18 protein-coding genes are annotated in these 20,639 nt (G+C 63.5%); 10 read left to right on the top strand and 8 right to left on the bottom strand.

The features are described 5' to 3' along the window. Positions 1–10: 10 nt before the first annotated feature. Positions 11–1,900 (bottom strand): arginine decarboxylase, encoded by a 1,890-nt coding sequence (speA, locus tag AC5P88_RS18435; RefSeq protein WP_106550827.1) that lies wholly within the window; start codon positions 1,898–1,900, stop codon positions 11–13. 190 nt (positions 1,901–2,090) lie between these two features. Here speA and speE point away from each other — a divergent pair, with 190 nt between their 5' ends. Next, positions 2,091–2,942, top strand: a complete 852-nt coding sequence (speE, locus tag AC5P88_RS18430) for a polyamine aminopropyltransferase (RefSeq protein WP_495225717.1) — start codon at positions 2,091–2,093, stop codon at positions 2,940–2,942. Between the two features lie 119 nt (positions 2,943–3,061). Here the strand turns inward: speE and AC5P88_RS18425 are convergent, their stop codons facing one another. Then, a complete protein-coding gene (locus tag AC5P88_RS18425; RefSeq protein ID WP_111111473.1) occupies positions 3,062–3,970 on the bottom strand; it encodes an aspartyl/asparaginyl beta-hydroxylase domain-containing protein in 909 nt (302 codons plus the stop codon). A 224-nt stretch (positions 3,971–4,194) separates the two neighbouring features. Here AC5P88_RS18425 and AC5P88_RS18420 point away from each other — a divergent pair, with 224 nt between their 5' ends. Both AC5P88_RS18420 and AC5P88_RS18415 read left to right on the top strand, forming a co-directional pair. Continuing rightward, positions 4,195–5,145, top strand: a complete 951-nt coding sequence (locus AC5P88_RS18420) for an alpha/beta fold hydrolase (protein WP_495225716.1) — start codon at positions 4,195–4,197, stop codon at positions 5,143–5,145. Between the two features lie 198 nt (positions 5,146–5,343). Next, complete coding sequence (locus AC5P88_RS18415; protein ID WP_495225715.1) at positions 5,344–6,003, top strand: RIO1 family regulatory kinase/ATPase domain-containing protein; 660 nt, start codon at positions 5,344–5,346, stop codon at positions 6,001–6,003. Positions 6,004–6,420: 417 nt separating this feature from the next. Here the strand turns inward: AC5P88_RS18415 and AC5P88_RS18410 are convergent, their stop codons facing one another. Continuing rightward, a complete protein-coding gene (locus tag AC5P88_RS18410) occupies positions 6,421–6,759 on the bottom strand; it encodes a P-II family nitrogen regulator (protein WP_005411374.1) in 339 nt (112 codons plus the stop codon). A gap of 155 nt (positions 6,760–6,914) precedes the next feature. Here AC5P88_RS18410 and ubiK point away from each other — a divergent pair, with 155 nt between their 5' ends. Together ubiK and arr are read left to right on the top strand one after the other, a co-directional pair. Next, the gene (gene ubiK, locus AC5P88_RS18405; protein ID WP_495225714.1) at positions 6,915–7,166 is read left to right on the top strand and encodes a ubiquinone biosynthesis accessory factor UbiK; all 252 of its coding nucleotides are present in this window, start codon (positions 6,915–6,917) and stop codon (positions 7,164–7,166) included. A 125-nt stretch (positions 7,167–7,291) separates the two neighbouring features. After that, the gene (gene arr, locus AC5P88_RS18400) at positions 7,292–7,726 is read left to right on the top strand and encodes an NAD(+)--rifampin ADP-ribosyltransferase (RefSeq protein ID WP_111111476.1); all 435 of its coding nucleotides are present in this window, start codon (positions 7,292–7,294) and stop codon (positions 7,724–7,726) included. Positions 7,727–7,797: 71 nt separating this feature from the next. On the opposite strand, the gene AC5P88_RS18395 is transcribed toward arr, so the two are convergent. Beyond that, positions 7,798–8,121, bottom strand: a complete 324-nt coding sequence (locus AC5P88_RS18395; protein WP_111174001.1) for a hypothetical protein — start codon at positions 8,119–8,121, stop codon at positions 7,798–7,800. Then, positions 8,105–11,893 (bottom strand): RHS repeat domain-containing protein, encoded by a 3,789-nt coding sequence (locus AC5P88_RS18390; RefSeq protein WP_495225713.1) that lies wholly within the window; start codon positions 11,891–11,893, stop codon positions 8,105–8,107. Before AC5P88_RS18390 ends, AC5P88_RS18395 begins: the two co-directional genes overlap by 17 nt. Before the next feature lie 415 nt (positions 11,894–12,308). On the opposite strand from AC5P88_RS18390, the gene AC5P88_RS18385 reads away from it, so the two are divergent. Both AC5P88_RS18385 and AC5P88_RS18380 read left to right on the top strand, forming a co-directional pair. Continuing rightward, positions 12,309–13,334: a hypothetical protein gene (locus AC5P88_RS18385; RefSeq protein WP_495225712.1), complete on the top strand. Its 1,026-nt coding sequence runs from the start codon at positions 12,309–12,311 to the stop codon at positions 13,332–13,334. Between the two features lie 53 nt (positions 13,335–13,387). Then, the gene (locus tag AC5P88_RS18380) at positions 13,388–15,145 is read left to right on the top strand and encodes a hypothetical protein (RefSeq protein ID WP_051188036.1); all 1,758 of its coding nucleotides are present in this window, start codon (positions 13,388–13,390) and stop codon (positions 15,143–15,145) included. A 495-nt stretch (positions 15,146–15,640) separates the two neighbouring features. On the opposite strand, the gene AC5P88_RS18375 is transcribed toward AC5P88_RS18380, so the two are convergent. After that, positions 15,641–16,243: a DUF998 domain-containing protein gene (locus tag AC5P88_RS18375; protein WP_495225711.1), complete on the bottom strand. Its 603-nt coding sequence runs from the start codon at positions 16,241–16,243 to the stop codon at positions 15,641–15,643. A 647-nt stretch (positions 16,244–16,890) separates the two neighbouring features. Between AC5P88_RS18375 and AC5P88_RS18370 the strand changes: the two genes are divergently transcribed. Then, positions 16,891–17,247 (top strand): hypothetical protein, encoded by a 357-nt coding sequence (locus AC5P88_RS18370; protein WP_495225710.1) that lies wholly within the window; start codon positions 16,891–16,893, stop codon positions 17,245–17,247. A gap of 46 nt (positions 17,248–17,293) precedes the next feature. Then, the gene (locus tag AC5P88_RS18365) at positions 17,294–17,770 is read left to right on the top strand and encodes a cold-shock protein (protein WP_106550817.1); all 477 of its coding nucleotides are present in this window, start codon (positions 17,294–17,296) and stop codon (positions 17,768–17,770) included. A 156-nt stretch (positions 17,771–17,926) separates the two neighbouring features. Here the strand turns inward: AC5P88_RS18365 and AC5P88_RS18360 are convergent, their stop codons facing one another. Beyond that, positions 17,927–18,742 carry a hypothetical protein gene (locus AC5P88_RS18360; protein WP_495225709.1) on the bottom strand — a complete coding sequence of 272 codons (816 nt, stop codon included), beginning with the start codon at positions 18,740–18,742 and terminating at the stop codon, positions 17,927–17,929. A 234-nt stretch (positions 18,743–18,976) separates the two neighbouring features. On the opposite strand from AC5P88_RS18360, the gene AC5P88_RS18355 reads away from it, so the two are divergent. Continuing rightward, on the top strand, positions 18,977–20,476 hold the full coding sequence (locus tag AC5P88_RS18355; RefSeq protein WP_495225708.1) for a YifB family Mg chelatase-like AAA ATPase: 1,500 nt from the start codon (positions 18,977–18,979) through the stop codon (positions 20,474–20,476). A 37-nt stretch (positions 20,477–20,513) separates the two neighbouring features. Here the strand turns inward: AC5P88_RS18355 and AC5P88_RS18350 are convergent. Continuing rightward, positions 20,514–20,639 (bottom strand): integrase core domain-containing protein (locus AC5P88_RS18350; RefSeq protein WP_495225737.1); only part of this gene is annotated, 126 nt, incomplete at its 5' end.

Here is a 20,639-nt window from a genome sequence, read left to right as displayed (position 1 = left end):
CCCGTAATCATCAGACCAGCGGTTCGTCGGACAGGTAGGTGTAGCCAGTCAGGCCGGCTTCCAGCGCTTCGGACAGCTCCTGCGCACGTTCCGGCGACAGCTGGGCCTCGGCCACGCGCTGCGCATAGGTGGCACGCAGCTCGTCCAGGCGGTAACCCACGTAATCCAGCATCACATCGGTGGTGTCGCCACGGCGCTGCTGGGTGATGGCGTAGCCATCGGCATCGGCCAGCACTTCCACCGCGTCGGTATCGCCGAACAGGTTGTGGATGTCGCCCAGGATTTCCTGGTAGGCGCCGACCATGAAGAAACCGATGCGGTAGCTCTCACCCGGCTTCATCTGGTGCAGCGGCAGCGAGCTGTCCAGGCTCTCGTTCTCGACATAGGTTTCCACCATGCCGTCCGAGTCGCAGGTCATGTCGGCGATGATGCCGCGGCGGTCCGGGGTTTCGTCCAGGCGCTCGATCGGCACGATCGGGAACACCTGGTCGATCGCCCACACGTCCGGGATCGATTCGAACACGCTGAAGTTGACGAAGTACTTGTCGACCAGGCGTTCGTTCAGTTCGTCCAGCACCGGGCGGTGGCTCTTCTCGTCGTAGCTCAGGCGCGCACGCACACCGTGGGCGATGGCGTAGAACAGGTCGTCGATGCGCGCACGCTGCGGCAGGTCGATCTGGCCCAGCGCGTAGCTGGCCAGGCCTTCGGCGTGGAAATGCTGCGCTTCCTGGAACAGTTCCACCGCCGGGCGCACGTCCAGTTCATCGTGGATCTCGCGCAGGTGGCGGATCGCCGCCGGCTCGTCGTCGTGCTGGTCCGGCACGCGACCTTCCTGCGCCTCTTCCACTTCCGAGACGTTGGCGATCAGCACCGCGTGGTGCGCGGTCATCGCGCGGCCGCACTCGGTCACGATGCGAGGCGGGGTCAGGCCGAACTCTTCGCAGGCATTGGCCAGCGGCTGCACGATGTTGCTGGCATAGGAATGCAGGCCGTAGTTGATCGAGCAGAAGCTGCGCGAACGGGTGCCTTCGTAGTCCACGCCCAGGCCGCCGCCCACGTCGACGTGGGTGATCTTCGCGCCCAGGCGCGACAGCTCCACGAAGTAGCGGGTGGCTTCGCGCATGCCGTTGGCGATGTCGCGCACGTTGGAGATCTGCGAACCCATGTGGAAGTGCAGCAGGTTCAGGCAGTCGGCGTACTCGGTGTCACGCAGCGACTTCCAGAGGTCCAGCAGCTGGCGCGGGGACAGGCCGAACTTGGCCTTGTCGCCACCGCTGTTCTGCCACTTGCCGGCGCCCAGCGAGGCCAGGCGCATGCGTACGCCCAGGCCCGGCTTCACGTCCAGCGCCTTGGACTCTTCCAGCACCAGCTTCAGCTCGGACGGCTTCTCGATGACGATGAAGGTCTGCAGGCCCAGCTTGCGGCCGATCAGGGCCAGGCGGATGTACTCGCGGTCCTTGTAGCCGTTGCAGACGATCAGGCCGCCCGGGCGCGACAGCGCCAGCACGGCCATCAGCTCGGGCTTGCTGCCCGCTTCCAGGCCGAAGCCCTCGCCGTGGTGGCTGGCCAGGGTGCCGGCCACGCCGCGGGTCTGGTTGACCTTGATCGGGTACACGGCGGTGTAGCCGCCGCTGTACTCCCAGTCCTGCTGGGCCTGGGCGAAGGCCGCCTGCAGCTTGCCCAGGCGCTGGCCGAGGATGTCCGGGAAGCGCACCAGCAGCGGCAGCTTGGCACCGGCCGCGCGCGCAGCATCGACCACCTTGGGCAGCGACACCACCGGGCCATCCGCCCCGGTCGGTCTCACCACCATGTGCCCGGCCTGATCCACGTCGAAGTAACCGTCCGCCCAATGCGGGATCGAGTAGGTCTTGCGGGCTTGGTCGAGGGACCAATCGGTCATTTCAGTCGGCCTTGTTGGCAATAAAAGGGGGGGCATGATAACGCCTATATGCCCACAGGTTCGTTATCATGCGCGCCCGCGCCCGTGACAGGTTTCAACCTGAACGGGCCGATCCGTCCGGATGTGGCATCTGTGCCACGCGGCCCCGCCCGCCAGCCCGGCTTCACCCCTCCGAACAGGACTGTTTTCAATGACTGACAGCAACAACTGGTACATCGAACACTTCGAGCGCACCGGCTCGGCCATCGGCTACCGCATCACCGGCAAGCTGGACGAGGTGCAGTCGCCGTTCCAGAAGATCGAGATCTTCCAGACCACCGACTGGGGCAACCTGATGACCATCGACGGGGCCATCATGCTGACCAGCAAGGACAACTTCTTCTACCACGAGATGATCAGCCACCCGGTGCTGTTCACCCACGCCGCGCCCAAGCGCGTGGTGATCATCGGTGGCGGCGACTGCGGCACCCTGCGCGAAGTGCTCAAGCACACCGTCGTGGAAAGCGTGACCCAGTGTGATATCGACGAGCAGGTCACGGTGATGGCGCGCAAGCACTTCCCGGAACTGTGCGATTCCAACGACGACGCCCGCGCCGAGCTGCTGTTCGACGACGGCGTGGCCTACATGGCCAACTGCCCGGCCGGCAGCGTGGACGTGGTGATCGTGGACTCGACCGATCCGGTCGGCCCGGGTGAAGGCCTGTTCAACAAGGCCTTCTACGAGAGCTGCTTCAAGGCCCTGAAGGACGATGGCATCCTGGTGCAGCAGTCCGAGTCGCCGCTGATGCAGCTGGAGCTGATCAACGAGATGCGCGCCGAGATGGGCAAGGCCGGCTTCGGCTCGTTCAAGACCCTGCCGTTCCCGCAACCGTGCTACCCGACCGGCTGGTGGAGCGTGACCATGGCGCGCAAGGGCGACAGCAGCTTCGACTTCCGCCAGGCCGACTCGGCCGCCAAGACCTTCAACACCCTGTACTACACCGCCGCGCTGCACACCGGCGTGCTGGTGACCCCGCCGTTCGTGCAGGCGGCATTGAAGTAAGGCGTGCCGACCAACGGTCGGCACCCACCCAATGAAAAACCCGCGCTGGCGACAGCGCGGGTTTTTTCATGTTCCGGTAGTGCCGGCCGCTGGCCGGCAACCTCATGAAGCGCCGGGAATCAAAGCGCCCAGATACCGGCAATCACCGCCACCACCAGGCCCCACTTGATGACCTGGTAGGCCACCACGCTGCGCTCGCGCAGCGCCTTGGCCTTCAGGCGCACCTTGTACAGGCCACCGAACGCCTTGTTGACGCCACCGGTCGGGTCACCCGGCAGATTCGGCGAGGCACCACCGGCCAGCAACGTGGCCGCCACCGCACGGTTGAACAGGCCCGGCAGGCCGAAACGCAGCGGGCGGGCGATGTCGCAGAACAGGATCACGCGATCCTCCTGCGTCTCGTTGTGCGCATGGTGGATGTAGGTCTCGTCGAACATCATCCACTCGCCATCGCGCCAGCTCTTCTTGATGCCGTCCACTTCGATGTAGCAGCCATCGTCGTTGGGCGTGGTCAGGCCCAGGTGCAGGCGCAGCGAACCGGCGAACGGGTCGCGGTGCGGGCGCAGCTCGCTGCCCGGCGGCAGCTGCGCGAACATCGCCGCACGCACGTCCGGAATCGATTCGATCAGCGCCACGGTCTTCGGGCACAGCGTCTTCGCCGACGGGTGCGACGGGCCGTACCACTTCAGGTAGAAGCGCTTCCAGCCACGGCGGAAGAACGAGTTGAAACCCGCATCGTTGAAGCTGCTGGAAGCAGCGATCTTCTGCGCATCGCGCAGCGCCAACGCCTCGTCGCGGATCATCTGCCAGTTCTGGCGCAGCGGTTCCAGCTGCGGGAACTCCTTGCCCGGGTCCAGGAACGGCGTGGTCGGCACCTTCGAGAACATGTACATGACCACGTTGATCGGGGCCATGAAACTGGAATGGTCCAGCAGCTGGCGCGACCAGCGCGCGCGGACCTTGCCACGGAAGTGGATGTACAGCACGCAGGCCACGAACAGCACTGCCAGTACGATCTTGATAGTCAAAGCACTTTCCTCCAGCCGCGGCCGGATCGGGAAACGGGGGCGATGCACGGCCAGGCGGCCAGCACCGGTGGGGAACGCGGCAGGGGACGGGGACGTGCCATGGAGGGGCGGCCGCCGATGTCGCGAATTAACAGCTTATGGTCGGCAGGCCGTGCGCCGGGGTCAAGTTGCCCGTGCACCTTGTTCAGGGTCGCGTTCCTGAACAGCTGGCCTAGACTGCCATGATGACTGCACGTGACACCGCCCCCTACCCTGCCCTGAGCGCCCGCTACGGGGACTTTTTCCCGGACCAGCCCGCCGCCGGGCCGCGCAGCGAATGCTTCGGCTGGGGCGGCGGCGTGCTGCAGGTGGATCGCCACGGGCCACCCGACGCAGGCGTGACCGTCGTTCTGGTGCATGGTGCCGGGGGCTACGGCCGCATGTTCGCGCCACTGGCGGCGGGGCTGGCGGCCGCCGGGCATGAAGTACTGGCGCCCGACATGCCCGGCTACGGCTTGAGCGCGGCGGCCTGGCACCAGGTCGACTACGGCGCCTGGAAGCGGGCACTGCTGGCCCTGATCGAGGCCGAATACCGGCATCGGCCCCGTCCGATCGTACTGCTGGGTGCCAGCGTCGGCGGCTATCTCGCCTACCTGGTGGCCGCCGAATCAGCGTGGGTGCGGGGGCTTGTGGCCACCACCCTCGCCGACCCGCGTGACCCCGTGGTGCAGGCCGCCCTGGTTCGCCAGCCGTGGATGCGCGCCGCGCTGTGGTCGCTGCGCCCGTTGAGCCGCCTGACCCGCAACCTGCGCGTACCGGTGCGTTGGTTCACCCACATGCAGCGGATGTCGCGCGATCCGGCATTGACCGCGCTGGTCTGTGCCGACCCGCTGGGTGGCGGCAACCGAGTGCCGCTGGGCCTGCTGGCCTCGCTGTTCGACACCGCCCCGGCACTGGAGCCGGAGCAGTTCCTGCGCTGCCCGGTGCTGATGGTGCATCCGGCCTGCGACGACTGGACCCCGGTGTCCATCAGCGACCGCTTCTTCCAACGCCTGGCCGCACCGAAGCAACGCGTGCTGCTGGCCAACTGCGGCCACTTCCCCATCGAACAGCCCGGCCTGGACCAGTTGCGCGACGCACTGATGTCATTCGTCCAGCGCATCGCCACCGACGTTACGTCCAAGCCATTGACGTAGAAGAAATATCCCCCAAGTGAGACAAAATTGTCCGATTCTGCGTGACGAACTGTTCCAGCCACGGCGCCGACATTTCTCCGACAAATCGTGGAATAGCGAACTGGTGAGTACTAAAATTAACAAAACATTAGTACTTCCCCCGCACCACCGGTTCGCTTGACGCTCAGCGCCGCCCACCGGGTCGTCCGAGACCCCGACATGTATCTCCCTGCTACTCCCCCCTCCTCCTGCGGCGATGACGCCGCGGCGCCGCTGCTGCTCAAGCGTGGCGAGCGTTTCCTGGCCCCCGATGTCTACCGCACCTGCCTGGACGGGCGCGAGGCGGTCATCAAGGACTACTCCCGCTATCGCGGCACCCCGCTGTCGCCCGTCGCGCGGCTGATGGTCCGCCGCGAGGCGCGCATGCTGCAGCGCCTGGGCGGCTGGAAGCACGCCCCCGCCCTGCTCGGTACCCTCGGTGGCCTGGCGCTGGGCATGGAATTCATTCCCGGCCAGACGCTCAGCAGCGCACAGGCCGTGGGCAATGAAGTGTTCGAGCAGCTGCAGCACGCGCTCAACCGCCTGCATGCCGCCGGCATCACCCACAACGACCTGCATGGCACCAACGTGGTGGTGAGCGGCGGCGTGCCGGTACTGCTGGACTTCACCTCGGCCTGGCGCGCCCCGCGCTGGCTGCGTCGCAACCCGCTGAGCCGGCAGATGCGCCGCAGCGACATGAAGAACCTGCTGAAGATCCGCCAGCGCGTGACCGGCCAAGCGCCGAGTGCCGCGCAGGCCGCACTGGTGGCCGACCCGGGCTGGGTGGCGGCCGTGCGGCAGGGCTGGAAGCGGTTCTACACGTGGGCGAAGCGGCAGTAAACGCCGCGTCTTTCGGGCGGGATGGTTCGCCCGATGGGATGGGACAACCTCGTTGGGGCTGCGTGCGCCCGATGGGGCTGATGCCTTGGGGGCTGCGTGCGCCCGATGGGGATGATGCCTTGGGGGCTGCGTGCGCCCGATGGGGATGATGCCTCGGGGGCTGCGTGCGCCCGATGGGGATGATGCCTTGGCGGCTGCGTGCACCCGACGGGGATGATGCCTCGGGGGCTGCGTGCACCCGATGGGGATGATGACTCGGGGGCTGCGTGCACCCGACTAGGTAGAGTCGACTGTTAGTCGACTGCTCTTCGTTCCGAAGCAGGAAAACCCCGCGCTGCGCGCGCAAGTCGACTAACAGTCGACTCTACCTCGTCGCGTCCCGGCATCTCCGTCGGGTGCCCGCGGCCCCGGGCGCGCTTACAGCGCGTCCGCGTCCAACTCTCCGGTACGAATACGCACCACGCTGCCCAGGTCGTACACAAACACCTTGCCGTCGCCGATCTTGCCGGTGCCCGCCGCCTTCACGATGGCCTCGACCACCGCCTCCACCTGGTCATCGGTCACCGCCACTTCCAGCTTCACCTTCGGCAGGAAATCGACCACATACTCCGCGCCACGGTACAGCTCGGTATGGCCCTTCTGGCGACCAAAGCCCTTCACTTCCGTCACCGTGATCCCGGTAACCCCACGCTCGGCCAGCGCTTCGCGCACGTCGTCGAGCTTGAACGGCTTGATCACCGCCATGACCATCTTCATCGTCTATCTCCTGTCTTCCGGCGTGGAGGATAGCGCCTGAACGCGGCCCGTGCGAAGCCGCTGCGGCCTGTCCGGGCAGTGGGTGCCGGCAGTATCCTTGTGCCCGATCGGCCTGCCCGCGCCGGATGCACGGGCCCACCCCCACGGAGCACCCCATGATCGACCTGAATCAAATCGATGACCTCGCCCGTCGCCTCAGCGACCTGGTGCCGCCGGGCCTGCGCGAATCGCGCGAGGAACTGCAGGCCACCTTCAAGAGCGCACTGCAGGCCGGCCTGGCCAAGCTGGACCTGGTCACCCGCGAGGAGTTCGAAGTGCAGCGTGCAGTGCTGCTGAAGACCCGCGAGAAGCTGGACGCGCTGGAAACGGCCGTGCGTGAGCTGGAAGGTCGCGGCACCACAGAATGAAAAAGGAGGCGCGCCGCGCCTCCCGTTTACAGAGTATTTCCCGGATGGGGCCTTGCAGAAAGGCCCTGCCGGCGCCCTAGACTCGCCGGCCTGTCGATCCGGCAGGACAGGTAGGGGCAGTGCCGATGGCACAGGACACCGAATGGACACCCGTTTCGCATGACACCTGCGACCAGGTCGCCGGGCCGTTCTACCACGGCACCCGCGCAGACCTCGCGGTGGGCGAGTTGCTGAGCGCGGGCTTCCGGTCCAACTATCGCGACAGCGTGGTGATGAACCACATCTACTTCACCACGATTGCCAAGGGCGCCGGGTTGGCTGCGGAGATGGCCCGAGGTGAGGGGCGGCCGCGCGTGTATGTGGTGGAGCCGACCGGGCCGTTTGAAGACGACCCGAACGTGACCAACAAGAAGTTCCCCGGGAATCCGACGCGGTCGTATCGGAGTGCGCAGCCGTTGCGGGTTCTTGGGGAGATTACGGAGTGGGAGCTGTATGACGCGGAGTTCGTCCGGCAGTTGAAGGCGTTTGTTGCTTCGGGGAGTGGGGAGATCATCAATTGATGGCCAGCCCAACAGCCGACTTATGTTCAGCCCTCACCCGCTCCCGAAAGCAGTCACTCAATGGACGGGCCTCAATCCTCAAGCTTGGCAATACCGAACGCATGACGATACTCCCCACTACGGACTAGTTCATGGACGATCTCATGAATGGTCTCCATTCGAAGATCTTCAACGATGACCATGTCTTTGGACCAGAAGAATCTTCCCGACAAGCATTCACCACTCGCCCTGTATCTGGCAACGATCGCCTCAATATTCTTCATGGTGAAGAACGTTGATGTTCTTACCTCGCCCTGGGGAAGCCTGATGACTACGTCAACATTGTCATCGAGAACGTCGTCGACTGCGCCGAGCAGAGTCACCTCAACTTCGCCCAGCTTACTTACCGTAGACATCCTGCAACCTCCTGATGACCTGCTCTTGGTTATCCTTCGAGCTCTTCGCAAGGATCTCCACCGAGTTCTCCGATTGCCTGAAATAGACACGGGCACCGTCACGCGCGCGCGCTTCATAAACCCCGTTGAAAAGATGCTTTGTCCCGATTCCAGGATTCATGTTTCCTTTTGCCAACTGTGCAGTAAGTCCGTCCAACGAAGACTGTACTGACCGGCCCGCGCGCCCGGCTTCGCGCACCAGCAGTGCATCATTCTTCACCAGAGAGGTCAACCGCCCAACCTTGCCCTGAGGCACAGCCACGACAACAGCCATGGCCCATCCCCCCGCTCCACAACCATCCCGGTAGCAATCCGCGGCCGGCATGAATGGATTGATGAACTTGGCAATCTTGTCCATCGCGTCCGCAAACGTTGCGTCCGAGGGAGGGGGCCGTGCTCCAGAAACCTTGTACTCGTTCTCTAGATCACGAGACTGTCGGCCATCCGGGTCGGTGAATTTGTAGGGGTTGCTATCTGCGTACCGGTACCGATTGAACGCGTCCACGGGGCTGCTATAGACCGTGACCGGATCCACCGACAGGAACCGCCCGATCTGCGGATCGTAGTAGCGCTGCTGCATGTATACGAGCCCGGACGCGGCATCGGAGACATGGCCGGTGTATCCCACGCCATCGATGGCCTTGCCGATGGACTGGCCATAGGGCTCGTACTGTGTCCGCTCGGTCACCTGCCCTGCCGCATTGCTGGTTGCCACTGGGCTTCCGAGCGAATCCACGTGCTGATAAGTGACCACGCCACCCTGGCGCTTGGCCAACAGGCGGCTGCCCAGCATGATGAACTCCGCCGCCCCGCCGTCACGTCGCTGCTCATACAACAGCTGTCCACCCTGCCCATAGAACGAGCGCAGCCGATCACCGCTACCATCGGAGGTCACCGTCCGACGGCCGGCGGCATCGTACTGGTAGCTTTCCAGGCCCTGGATGGTGCGCAAGCGGTTGCCGAGATCGAACTCGTGGACCCGACCATTCTTGCTGCGCAGATTGCCCTGGGCGTCATAGGACAGCCCGATGATCGTCGCGCCATCTGCATTCAGGATGTTTGCAAGGCGATTGCGCTCGTCGTACCAGTAGCGGTAGTCCTTGACGCCGCCCAGTGAGGCAGACAACAGGTTGTCGCGCGCGTCGTAGCTGTAGCGATGCCAGTGATCACCGCCGAAGCTGGCTGAACCGGCAGCAATCAGCCTTTGGCCGGCATCGTACTGCAACGTGCGATCGAAGCCGGCACCTTGCTGCAGATCTGCAATCCCCGTGACGTTGCCGATCGCGTCGTAGCTGTAGCGATAGGACATGGCGCCCGCGTCGGTCTGCTGATACGGAAGTTGCCGCGCGTTCAACTGCGTCGCATGGACAATACCGTTGCCATAGCTGAAGGACTGCACCGACCCGGTCGGGTGGTAGCGCACACCGGAGGCGTAGCTGACACCGCCCGCGGAGACACTTAGCGGCTGCCCCTGGGCATTGTTGGCGTAGCTGACTGTCAGACCGCCCGGATAGACCACGCTGGCCAGCGCGCCCTGCGCGTCGTAACCGTACCCCATCGACCAGGTTGGGCGTCCGGTGCTGGCCGCGCTTTCGCCCACCAACAGGTTGCGCTTGTTGTACTGGAAGGAGTTGACGGTGGTCTGCCTGCCCTGGTCGTTCCAGGTGGTGACGCTCTGTACTTCGCCACTGTTGCGATAGCTCAAGTCCTGGTCGCCGTTGCGATCAGGGAAGCGTATCCGCACAACACGATTGAGTGCGTCGTAGGCACGATCCACACGGCGCCCCGAAGCCGAGGCCTCGGCGCGGTTGCAGGCAGCGGTGTCGGTCAGATCAAGCCCGGACGCCGTCCACGCAATGTTACCCGCGGCATCGTAGTCCACCACGGTAGCGCCAGTTTCCGGCTCGATGGTCTTGCACAGCCGCTGGTTGCCATCGTAGACATAGGTCCGCGTAACCGCACGGGGCGACTGCCCGCGGACGACCGACACCGTATGCGTGTTCGATGTCGCGGTCGCGCCGCGTCGATCAGTGGCCACCGCATGGAATCTGTAGCTCCCTGCACCCAGGCCGGAAACCGTGAACTCGTAGGGTGCGGCGCCAACCACTGCGACCTGATTCCCATCGCGATAGAAAGCGACCTGCGCCACGGCATCGTCGGGATCGCTGGCGTTGGCAACCAGCCGGATCTCTCCCGGACTTTCCACCTGCACGTTGCCAGGTGATACCAGCGAGATCGTCGGTGGGCTGTTGACCGGCACGCTGAAGGTACCGCCGTTTGCCAGCACATTGTTGCCGCCGCCGACCGGCGATATGCCATGCAGATAGATCTTCTTGCCACCGTGATCGCGCACCATTGCGTCGGTGATCGGAATGCTGAAACGGTACGCGCCACCACCACCCTTGCATTGATTGTTGATGGCAGGCTCGCTACCCAGGTTTGCGGTGGCGATGCCATAGCCCACACCCGTTCCATACGGACCTCCAAGATAGAGGTGAACCGGAATCGAACCGTTGAAGTGCGTTGCGCATGCCCAACCAAAGATGGCACCGTTGGCCACGCCGGTGTCTCCAATCACGCGTGAACCATAGATCGTCCGGGCTGGCGTGGTGGTCACCGCGCCGCGGGTATCGCGGGCCTGCACCTGGAGCGTGTGCGGTCCCTCGGGAATATCGCTGTAGGTCCATTGATAGGGTGCACCACTGGTTGCCCGGGCATTGCCGTCGACCAGGAATGTCACCTGCGATACGCCGTCATCGGGATCGGACGCATTGGCCGAGATCAGCGTGGACCCGCCCTCCGCCACCACGGCACCGGCCGCAGGCGCGGTGAACGCGACCGACGGAGGCGTGTTGTAGGGAATTCGGAATTTGCCCGAACCACCAATGGTCAGGTTGGGCGCGCCCACCGGCGAGATTCCATGGATGTAGATGGGCTTGTTGGCATGGCTGACCGTCCAGTCCCCCTGGATCGGAATATAGAAACGATAGGCGCCGCCCGCTGCTCCGCAGGCGGTGGCGACGCCAGGTTCGCTCACGCTGCCGGCGCGGTAGCCACCCACCATGACCGCACCGTTGGCACCCGCAGCGCCGCCCAGGTACACATGGACGTCGATCGGATCATTGATGCCGCTGGAGCAGGCCCAGCCGGTGATCTGCCCGTTGGTGATGCCATCGATATTGCCGCGGATGGTCGATCCGACGACGTTGACCTGCACGTTGCTGGAGCTTGGGCCAAACCAGGTCACCCCGTCCTGCACCATGCGCCACTGGAAGTTGTAGCGGCCCGCATTCCGCGGTGCAGTGACCGTGAAATTGTAGGTGGCGGTCTGCCCTTCGCCGACGCTGCCCGGGGTGGGAACACGGTGCAAGCCCCATGTCCAGTTGTCGCCCGGGTTCTGCGAGCCCAGATTGACGTTCTGCGCCGCCGTCCACACCAGCGTACCGGTGTTGCGCATGGATACGCTGACGTTGTAACGCTGGCCCACCACCATCGTCGTGGGAACGCTCTGACCGGCAAAGATCGACGCGTGATACTCGGGTTCGGGGGGAAGCTCCGGGAACTCCGGGCAGAATGCCCGCAACGATGATGAAGTAGCCGCAGCCGCCGACCTGAGCATGCGGGGCTCTTCGCAGAAGGGGGCGGCCTTGGCAGAGGAAGCTACAGCAACACCAAGAAGCAGGGCGAGCGCAGGAAAAGCCCGTACCACGGCAACGACAACGTACTTCAACATGCGAAGCATTCCTTGAATCGCAGTTCCACCTGCCTCCCGCGCGCTGCGCCGTTGGCCCCCTTGTGCGCGTATCGGCGTGGACGGAACCGGAGTCGACCCTGACCTTGTTCCCCAGGCAGGATCTGCAGCCACATCGCGGCATCGGTCGTCGATCACGGAAGATCGCAACGCGCTGTATATCACATCGGTCATGCCCGCTGCACGAGCGCAGAGCATCGCCCTGCCGATTGCGTTGCCATCTTCCGCGCAGCCATTGCCTGCTGTAGGCTGCTGCGGCCAACGGAGGAGCAGCCTGCAGCGCAGGTCGCGAGACGCACTCCAGTCTTTGCAGAAAAGGGGGCATGCCAACCGGCCCAGCGCGCGCCGCGGAGGTTGGTGTGTGCAGGCAGGAAGATGGGCTCACGAGGAAGTGGGAATGCATAATCGATCGTCACGTCGCCGGAAGCTCGTGCTTCTTCTGGCATGCATCACCGGGCCGGCAGTGGCTCAGCAGTACTCGCGCACCGAGCAGATCACCTATTACGACAGCACCAGTGCATGGGTACTGGGCCAGGTTGCCACGCGCACCATCAATGGCGTCGTCACCGAGTCGACCACCTACGACACCGGCACGGCCCTTCCAGCAACGCGCAGCGAGTTTGGCATCCTCAAGACCAGGCTTTCCTACAACGGTGACGGCACGCTGGCCAGCAGCGTCGACGGTGCCGGCAATACCACGCGCTACGGAAGCTGGAAGCGCGGCATACCGCAGTCGATCACACGCCCCGACGGTACCACCCAGATCGCCGCAGTCAGCGACCAGGGCTGGATCACCCAGATTACCGACGAGAACGGCAGCATCACCACCTACGGCTACGACAGCATGGGCCGAATCAACCGGGTCACGCCTCCGGCTGGCGATACGGTCAACTGGACTCCGACAACCCGGATCTTCGAGTCCGTTAGCGGCGAAGAGCATGGCATTGCAGCAGGCCATTGGCGGCAGACTGAAGCCACCGGCAATGCAGTCACTGTGACCTACTATGACGCCCTGTGGCGTCCGCTTACCGTTTGGCAGTACGACGCTGCACGTGTGGCCGAAAGCCAGAAGTACACCCGCTTCGCTTATGACAGCCAGGGCCGTAAAGTATTTGCCTCCTACCCTTCAGCTGCTGCCAACCCGAGCACGGGCGTGTGGAGCGAGTACGACGCGCTTGGTCGGTTGACGGCGTCCAGCCAGGACAGCGAGCAGGGCCTGCTGATCACCACCACGGCCTATGGGGCCGATTCTTCTGGAGCGTTCACCCTGGTGACACAACCAGGAGGTCTTCAGACCCGCACGTGGTACCAGATGTTTGCAGAGCCCAACTACGAAGCCCCCGTAAAAATACGCAAGGCGGATGGAACCATTACGACCATTGCCCGGGATGTTTTCGGGAAACCGGTCTCAATCAGCCGCTGACGCCAGGTCACGTGTTGAAATCACCCCCGTACACAGTGGCAGGAGAGCAACGGATGGAACATACAAGGGAAACTGCCAGGTGGCTGACGGTGATCTTATCGCTGGGGCTCGCATTGGAGGCCAGTGCAGGCAACCAGCTCTCCGTGGCCGATGACTATCCCGCGCGGCTGCGCGCGAGTTCAACGGTGCAATCGCTTTCCGCCGAAGACGCTTTCGGCGACAAGCTGGGCCTGTATACGGGCTCACTGGAGTTCCTGCAGACAGACCTGGTACTGCCGGGAGGCCCCGGCCTGGACATCGAAGTGAGCCGGAAGCTGACTGTGGGATCGCAGGGCGGTACGCGCTTCTTCTCAGACTGGGACCTGGCCATTCCCTCCGTACACGGTGTTTTCAGCGAGCAGGGCGGATGGAACTCCGGACTTGACGGCCGCAACCTCAATCGTTGCTCCAAGTATGCCTGGCCCGCTGTTGAGATCGTCCAGGGGGAGTCACCATCGCGGCCGAGACCCGAGCGCCAGGTGATGCCCGAGGATTTCTGGCATGGCACATTCCTTTACCTGCCAGGTGTAGGCGAAGAGGAGATCCTGAAAGTCCAGGAGAACGCCCGGCTTCGCCCAGGCAACGGCGGTACGTACCCGCTGACCACAAAGTCGGGCGCGGCCATCCGCTGCATCGCGATCAAGGGCGGTGCCGAGGAAGGATTCGAGGTACTAACCCCGGCAGGTATCACCTACCAGTTTGCCTTCATGGTGAAGCGGTTCGAGCTTCCAATCGTGACGTACGGCCCACAGCCTGGCGGAAACAGCAACTTGACGCCAACGCGCTACGTACTGCAGCGCGCCGACCATCGCCTTTTCCCGGTGACCGCCCGCGACCGTTTTGGAAACGCCCTCAATTATGAGTGGGACGCACCGAGCGGCCAGCTGCGCCGTATTTCCTCCACCGACGGAAGATCTGTCGAGTTCTCCTACAACGGCACGCGCATTTCCCAGGTCCGTGCTGCCGGGAGAACCTGGACCTATGACTACCCCGCAGGCGTACTGACGACGGTAACCCTGCCTGACAACTCTTATTGGTCCTTCACACCTGGCTTGACCATGTCGTTCGAGGCAGCAGGAAACGTGCCGGCGTTGCGTGCATTCTGCAACAATCCGGGCGTTCCAACTTACAGCTCAGTCGCTTCAATGCAGCACCCCAGTGGAGCGGTTGCCACCTTCACGATCACGCCAACGCTGCATGGGCGCTCGTATGGATACTACAGTTGCAGCGCCCAGCCCAATACGGCGTTGATACGGGAGACAATGGAGACCTTCCCAGCCCGCTACTACGCCTGGTCCCTCACCAAGAAAGTGGTCAGCGGCCCAGGACTGCCAGCACCCTACGAATGGACCTACAACTATGGTCCAGACAATGGTTGTTACGTAAGTGGTCTGGCTGCCAACGACCCGATGACCTGCAAACCGAATTCGCCAATGGAGAAGCAGGTCGTGGTTGTGGAGCCCTCTGGCGCGACGGTGCGACACGTTTTCAGCAACAAGGCAGATCATTCGGAAGGGTATCCCCTGCGCGTCGAACGCCCCGGCAGTGTGCAGACCACCAGCTACGAGTTCGGCGATCCAGGCCAGTTCCCGTTGTATGCTGGAATCAGCATCATGCCAGCAGCAGGCAGGGGCTGGTATCTGTCCAGGATCAATCCCCTGCGCGAGCGTTCGACACTTCAGGATGGGGTGAAAAGCAGTTGGAGGGTGAATGCCTTCGACACCATGGCGCGCCCCACAAGCATCACTGAATCCAGCGCCGTCCAGCCCTGAACTGTACGGACGCGGGATATCCCAGGTGCACCTATCGAGTGGGTACTACTCGTGGCTGAGGAGAGCAGCCACGCTTGAGATGAGCGTGCTCAGCTGTTCGGGTTTCAGGTCCCAACGGGACGGAAACTGGACATGAATCTCGCTTCGATCACCAGCGTGTCTGCTCTCAGCAGGGACCCGACGCTCACGATGCAAGAATGCGGTCGAGCGGCGAATCTGCTTGAGTTCGAATGAACAGTTGGCCGGCCCCTACTTGAACATCTCCACCAGATCATCGCCTCGATATGGCCCTGGAGAATCGAGAAGTTCCTGACCGGCCCGGCACGATTGCCAAGTGCGTTGCACTCACGGCGAATGGACTTGTCACCAGCGACCACGCAGGCAACGAAATGGTCCTGATGCACTTGAACATAGATCAGCTGGCGGCGAAAAATCCTCATCATCTTCTCAACTCCGCACGCTTAACAGTCGTCCATCTGCCTGCATGTCTTTCCATCAAAGCGCCGGCCGCGTCTGCAGCGTGCTTGAACCCCTGCGCACCAGATACAGCGCAACCAGGAACGGCCACAGCGAGTTGATCGACGAGAACACGCGCTGTGTCAGTCCCCTGAACCCCTCCGGGTCCGCGCCCACCACGTTCAACCAGAGATAGACGATCCCCGCGACGCTCACCACGGCGGTCACGGCGTACGCCCTTCGGTTGGCAGACCACGCGCTCAACTCGATGTGCGACATTGTCGGTGCAATGATGTTGGCGATACCGATGGTGTAGAAGCCATGCATCGGATGGCCCATGGGCCAGAGCCCGTTCGTCAGCATGGAGATGCCAAAGATCATCCAGCAGATCGCGCCCACGGCAATGCGGCGGCCGGACTCCCGCCATACCCCGATGGAGAACGCCACGAAGCCCACACCGGAGCCGATGGCGGCGATCCTGCCGCAGATGCTTGCAAGCGTTGGCGCCTGCAGCAGTTCGCTGGCGTGCTGCGCAAGCGGGTTGTAGCCCGGCGCGAACACGGCGGCAACGCTGGTCCAGAACAGGAACCACGGAAGCGGGACCAGACCCGCGGAGAGGAGAAGTCGGCTGCGGCGTGACACGTACAGTGGTCCTTGTTTGGGCCTGCGCCAGTGGGGGGAATCCAGTCGAACGCTGCAGAACCTTGCTGCTGCGGGCAGGACGGCCTTGAATGACTACAGCGGTAGTCAGATTGCGCGCGGCACTCGGCAGGTTCAATAGGCAGGAAGTCATTTAAACCATCCAGCCGGTGTCGCAGCGGTTCGGTTGCATGAGCGATCACGCATGCCCGATGGGCGAGTGCTGTCGCATTTGCCGCGCCTTGCATCTCTGGCGGAAGGTTCTGATGACTCTGTTCCAGAAGTGCCGTTCCGCCTGAAACACCAAGGCTCTCGCCGCTTTCCACGCTATGCGACAATGCCGAAAGCGTCTCGGGTTTTGGCGGCATTGGCCCCTACCCGTTGGCATTCCGCACAACAGCAGGTAATCGTTACTTCGCCACCGTGTATCGGTGGTCGGGACTCGAAAACCCGGATTGCTAGACGTAAGTTTGCGCTTGCCAGCCGGCATCACCCCGCGTGGTGCCGGCTGGCAATCCGTCTGCCGGCTATGGCGGGCGGGGCGTGGGGGTCTTGTACCCGCCGGCTTTGTCTAGCAACCGGTTTTCGAGCCACGCCCCGTCCGCCACCTTTATCGGTGGCGGCTTCTGCCTGCTTGCACGGAGCCAGCCATGACCACGCCGCACTCCCCTCCCCCGCGCCCCATCCTGGAAACACCCTCGGCCAAGCAGGCCCTGGCCCCCAACAGCCTCATCGCCATCCTGCACGCTATCGGTGCTGGCGCCGCGGCCGACGGTCAGCCGTGGCCCGAGCGACATCACCTGCACAGCCGGCAGATGCAGTTGTCTGACGCCGACTGCGCGCTGACCGGCCAACGCATCGTGCAGGAGATCCTGCTGGCGGCCGAGCGCACGCGTCAGAACGGCGATCCAGAGCAGTACGTGGGCGACCGGGTGATGGAGGGGTTGGTGATGGCCGATCTGGCACTTACCGCCTTCATCCACGAGCGGGTGCGGCCACAGGACTGAGGACGCGCTTGTGGGCGTGACGTTCTGCTTTTGTGCGGGGTGACGAATGAAGAAGCATGGCCTTGCCGCTGCGGCGGTGTGTGCCTCGATCATGGGAGCGGTGTGGGTGGGATGGCCCGAGCCTGCGGGCGATCAGGTGTGGGCCTACCAGAAGCTGCAACCGGCCGATTACCGCCTGCTGCACAGTGATGCGCTCGGCTTCGTGACCGCGAAGGCCAAGGAAGGCTTTGAACTGCACACGCGCTATACCGGGGTGACGTCCTTCGAGATCCGCTGCAAGGGCGTCCTGGTGCTGGACGTGGAGAACGCGCCCTCGCGCGTGCTGATCCGCATGCCTGCCGATGCCCTGCAGCGGGCGCCGGATATCGAGCGTCTGCGTATCAGCTTCGAGCGTTGGCTGTTCGTCCAGCAGAGTGAGGGACGGGTGCTGGTGGACAGTGCGGGGCCATCATGGATTGAGGCGCGGTTGAAGCGCTTCGATGGGTCGATGCCGGATAAGCAGAGGTGTCTGTTTGGGAATTGAATTACAGATCGCCGCGCTACTCAGAACCTGAGGACCGTCGCATGCATATCGCTCGCTCCGCGCCTGCGGGAAGTACTCCATCGGCGCTCCCAGCACTTGATCCTCTCAAGTGTTGGAGCCTGGGGGAACTCCGAGGCGCTTCACAATGCCCATAGCCTATTCTGGCGTAGCACAAGGCCATAGCTTGGCTCCCCTCAGCTTGGCGGACAGAATCGCCGCGACCACATCCTGCCTGATGAGAATGGCATTGGAGGACTGGTGACCTGCTCCAAGGAACTGCTCGCTTCGGAAGATGGGAAGGTCTGGAGCCTCCACTGGCGCCGGGAGGAATGCTCTCTCTGGGCCCATGTAGCGAACCTGCCCGCATTTCGGACAGCGAACTCCCACATTCTCCTCCATCCGCAATGCCACGCTCGTGTCAGCACGCAGCTGCACGATGTGATCAAGAACATGCCCCTTCGTATCCTCAACCGGCCACGTTTCAATGCGGAGCGGAGCAAGGTGTGCTTGCCAGACATCCCTATGCATGAAGATCGCATCTTCAACCCAGAACAGTTTCAGGAAGGCATTACGCCCCCACTTCAATGACTTCCTAACACGGAAAGGCGCAATTTGTGCAGCCCCGGCTCCGCACTCATCACAGTACCTGGAAGTGTCATAACTCTGCGCCAGGAAGCCAAAGTCATCCTCTGGCTGAGGATACCCATTTGCATGAGTAACCAGCAGCTCACAGTAATCAGCAGCGGCAATCTCAGCGACAGAGAACTCCGTCGTCACAAGGGAAGAGCCGCCCCATCCCCTGATCAGCGAAGAAATACCTGCCCATTCCGGAGCCCCTTCTACCGAATGAACGACACCAATGATGCAATCGCCATTGAAATCAGACGGGGGATCAACAGTGGCGCCGAACTGCTCGAGCTCTAGCGCTCGCCCGGCTGTCCAGCCAAAGGTAAAACGATACTTTACCTTCATGAGGAAATTTACCTTGGAGGCCTGGTTGCTTAAAGGAGGGATGGATAAGTGACAGGATCGAGCTCGTACACCTGTAGCAATTGAAGTTTGAGAAACCAAGGGTAACGGCGTTCTTCTGGTGAAGCGCACCGTTGATTGTCTGGCCGAAATCCTAGCCGTTTCACCGGCAATTTCCGATGGTGCCCCGCAGAACGCCTGTCGCACCATCAAACGTCCCTCTGCAGGAAACCACACATGAGCCTGGCGCTGGTCCACAGTCGCGCCCGCGCCGGGGTTGATGCCCCGCTGGTGCGGGTGGAAGTGCATCTCTCTGGCGGCCTGCCTGTCACTCAGATCGTGGGCTTGGCCGAAACCAGTGTGCGCGAATCGCGCGAGCGCGTCCGTGCCGCCCTGCTCTGCGCGCGCTTCGACTTCCCGCAGCGACGCATCACGTTGAATCTCGCGCCTGCCGATCTGCCCAAGGAGGGCGGGCGTTACGACCTGGCCATCGCATTGGGCATTCTGGCGGCCAGCGGCCAGGTCGATCCACAATCGCTGCTGCAGTACGAATTCCTGGGCGAGCTTGGCCTGACCGGTGAGCTGCGGCCAGTGGCGGGCGCGCTGCCCGCCGCAATCGCGGCGGCCGAATCGGGGCGCATCCTGGTGGTACCGCCCGGGAATGCTGCGGAGGCCGCACTGGCCGAGCATGCGGATGTGCGCGTGGCGCGTACGTTGCTGGAATGCTGTGCCGGGCTGGGCAATCCGCGCCTGCTGCCATCCGTGGAGCGCGCAGACACGACACCGTTGCCACTGCCCGATCTGGCCGACGTGCGCGGTCAAGCGCATGCACGGCGCGCGCTGGAAGTGGCCGCAGCAGGTGGTCACCATCTGCTGTTGATCGGTAGCCCTGGCTGCGGCAAGACGCTGTTGGCCTCGCGGCTGCCCAGCCTGTTGCCGGATACCGAGGAGGCCGAAGCATTGCAGCTGGCTGCGATTGCTTCGGTCAGTGGCGAAGGATTGGACCCAAGACGATGGCGGCAGCGCCCATTCCGGGCACCGCACCACAGTGCCAGTGCGGCGGCGCTGGTCGGTGGCGGCAACCCACCCTGCCCCGGCGAAATCTCGCTGGCTCATCATGGCGTCCTTTTCCTCGACGAGCTTCCAGAGTGGAACCGCAGCGCGCTGGAAACCCTGCGCGAGCCGCTGGAATCCGGCCACATCCGCATCGCCCGCGCGTCGCGCAGTGTGCAGTACCCCGCGCGCTTCCAGCTGGTGGCGGCCATGAATCCCTGCCCGTGCGGCTGGGCCGGTGACCGCAGCAACCGCTGCCTGTGCAGTGATGAGCGCATCAAACGCTACCGCGCACGTGTGTCAGGGCCGTTGCTGGACCGCATCGATCTGCATATCGGCGTAACGCGAATGGACGCGGTTGAGCTGCGGGAGAGCACGCCGCTCGGTGAGCCCAGCGCACCGGTGCGTGAGCGGGTGGAGGCCGCCCATGCCCGACAACAGGCGCGTGGAGGGCTCAATGCGCATCTGCCGCCGGCAGCGCTGCGTGCCTGCACCAAGCTGAGCGAGGCCGATCAAGACTTGTTGGAGCAGGCTATCGAGCGACTGCAGCTATCCGCACGCGCCATGCACCGCATTCTGCGGGTGGCGCGCACGATTGCCGATCTGGCGGGTTGCGAGGTGATCCAGACGGCGCATCTGGCTGAAGCGATCGGATACCGGCAGCTGGACCGGGGAACGCCTTAGGAACACCAGTTGGAGAGGACGTTGGTAGAGTCGACTGTTAGTTGTGTAAACCCACCACGTTGTTCAGCGGGATTCTGGAAATAGGCGGTTGGCTGCCGATCCCCATGTGGGGTCGGTGCCAGTTGTAGTGGTGCAGCCATTCAGGCAGCACGGCGTCGCGCTG

The sequence above is a fragment of the Stenotrophomonas sp. YJH_SMC_8 genome (assembly GCF_059371315.1).
Note: the sequence above shows the minus strand (reverse complement) of the source record. Positions and strands in the feature narration are given on the sequence as shown.

Bases quoted from the DNA above. Each gene is read 5' to 3' on its own strand.
- speA (WP_106550827.1), bottom strand. From the start codon at position 1,900: ATGACCGATTGGTCCCTCGACCAAGCCCGCAAGACCTACTCGATCCCG.
- speE (WP_495225717.1), top strand. From the start codon at position 2,091: ATGACTGACAGCAACAACTGGTACATCGAACACTTCGAGCGCACCGGC.
- AC5P88_RS18420 (WP_495225716.1), top strand. From the start codon at position 4,195: ATGACTGCACGTGACACCGCCCCCTACCCTGCCCTGAGCGCCCGCTAC.
- AC5P88_RS18415 (WP_495225715.1), top strand. From the start codon at position 5,344: ATGTATCTCCCTGCTACTCCCCCCTCCTCCTGCGGCGATGACGCCGCG.
- AC5P88_RS18410 (WP_005411374.1), bottom strand. From the start codon at position 6,759: ATGAAGATGGTCATGGCGGTGATCAAGCCGTTCAAGCTCGACGACGTG.
- ubiK (WP_495225714.1), top strand. From the start codon at position 6,915: ATGATCGACCTGAATCAAATCGATGACCTCGCCCGTCGCCTCAGCGAC.
- arr (WP_111111476.1), top strand. From the start codon at position 7,292: ATGGCACAGGACACCGAATGGACACCCGTTTCGCATGACACCTGCGAC.
- AC5P88_RS18395 (WP_111174001.1), bottom strand. From the start codon at position 8,121: ATGTCTACGGTAAGTAAGCTGGGCGAAGTTGAGGTGACTCTGCTCGGC.
- AC5P88_RS18390 (WP_495225713.1), bottom strand. From the start codon at position 11,893: ATGTTGAAGTACGTTGTCGTTGCCGTGGTACGGGCTTTTCCTGCGCTC.
- AC5P88_RS18385 (WP_495225712.1), top strand. From the start codon at position 12,309: ATGCATAATCGATCGTCACGTCGCCGGAAGCTCGTGCTTCTTCTGGCA.
- AC5P88_RS18380 (WP_051188036.1), top strand. From the start codon at position 13,388: ATGGAACATACAAGGGAAACTGCCAGGTGGCTGACGGTGATCTTATCG.
- AC5P88_RS18370 (WP_495225710.1), top strand. From the start codon at position 16,891: ATGACCACGCCGCACTCCCCTCCCCCGCGCCCCATCCTGGAAACACCC.
- AC5P88_RS18365 (WP_106550817.1), top strand. From the start codon at position 17,294: ATGAAGAAGCATGGCCTTGCCGCTGCGGCGGTGTGTGCCTCGATCATG.
- AC5P88_RS18360 (WP_495225709.1), bottom strand. From the start codon at position 18,742: ATGAAGGTAAAGTATCGTTTTACCTTTGGCTGGACAGCCGGGCGAGCG.
- AC5P88_RS18355 (WP_495225708.1), top strand. From the start codon at position 18,977: ATGAGCCTGGCGCTGGTCCACAGTCGCGCCCGCGCCGGGGTTGATGCC.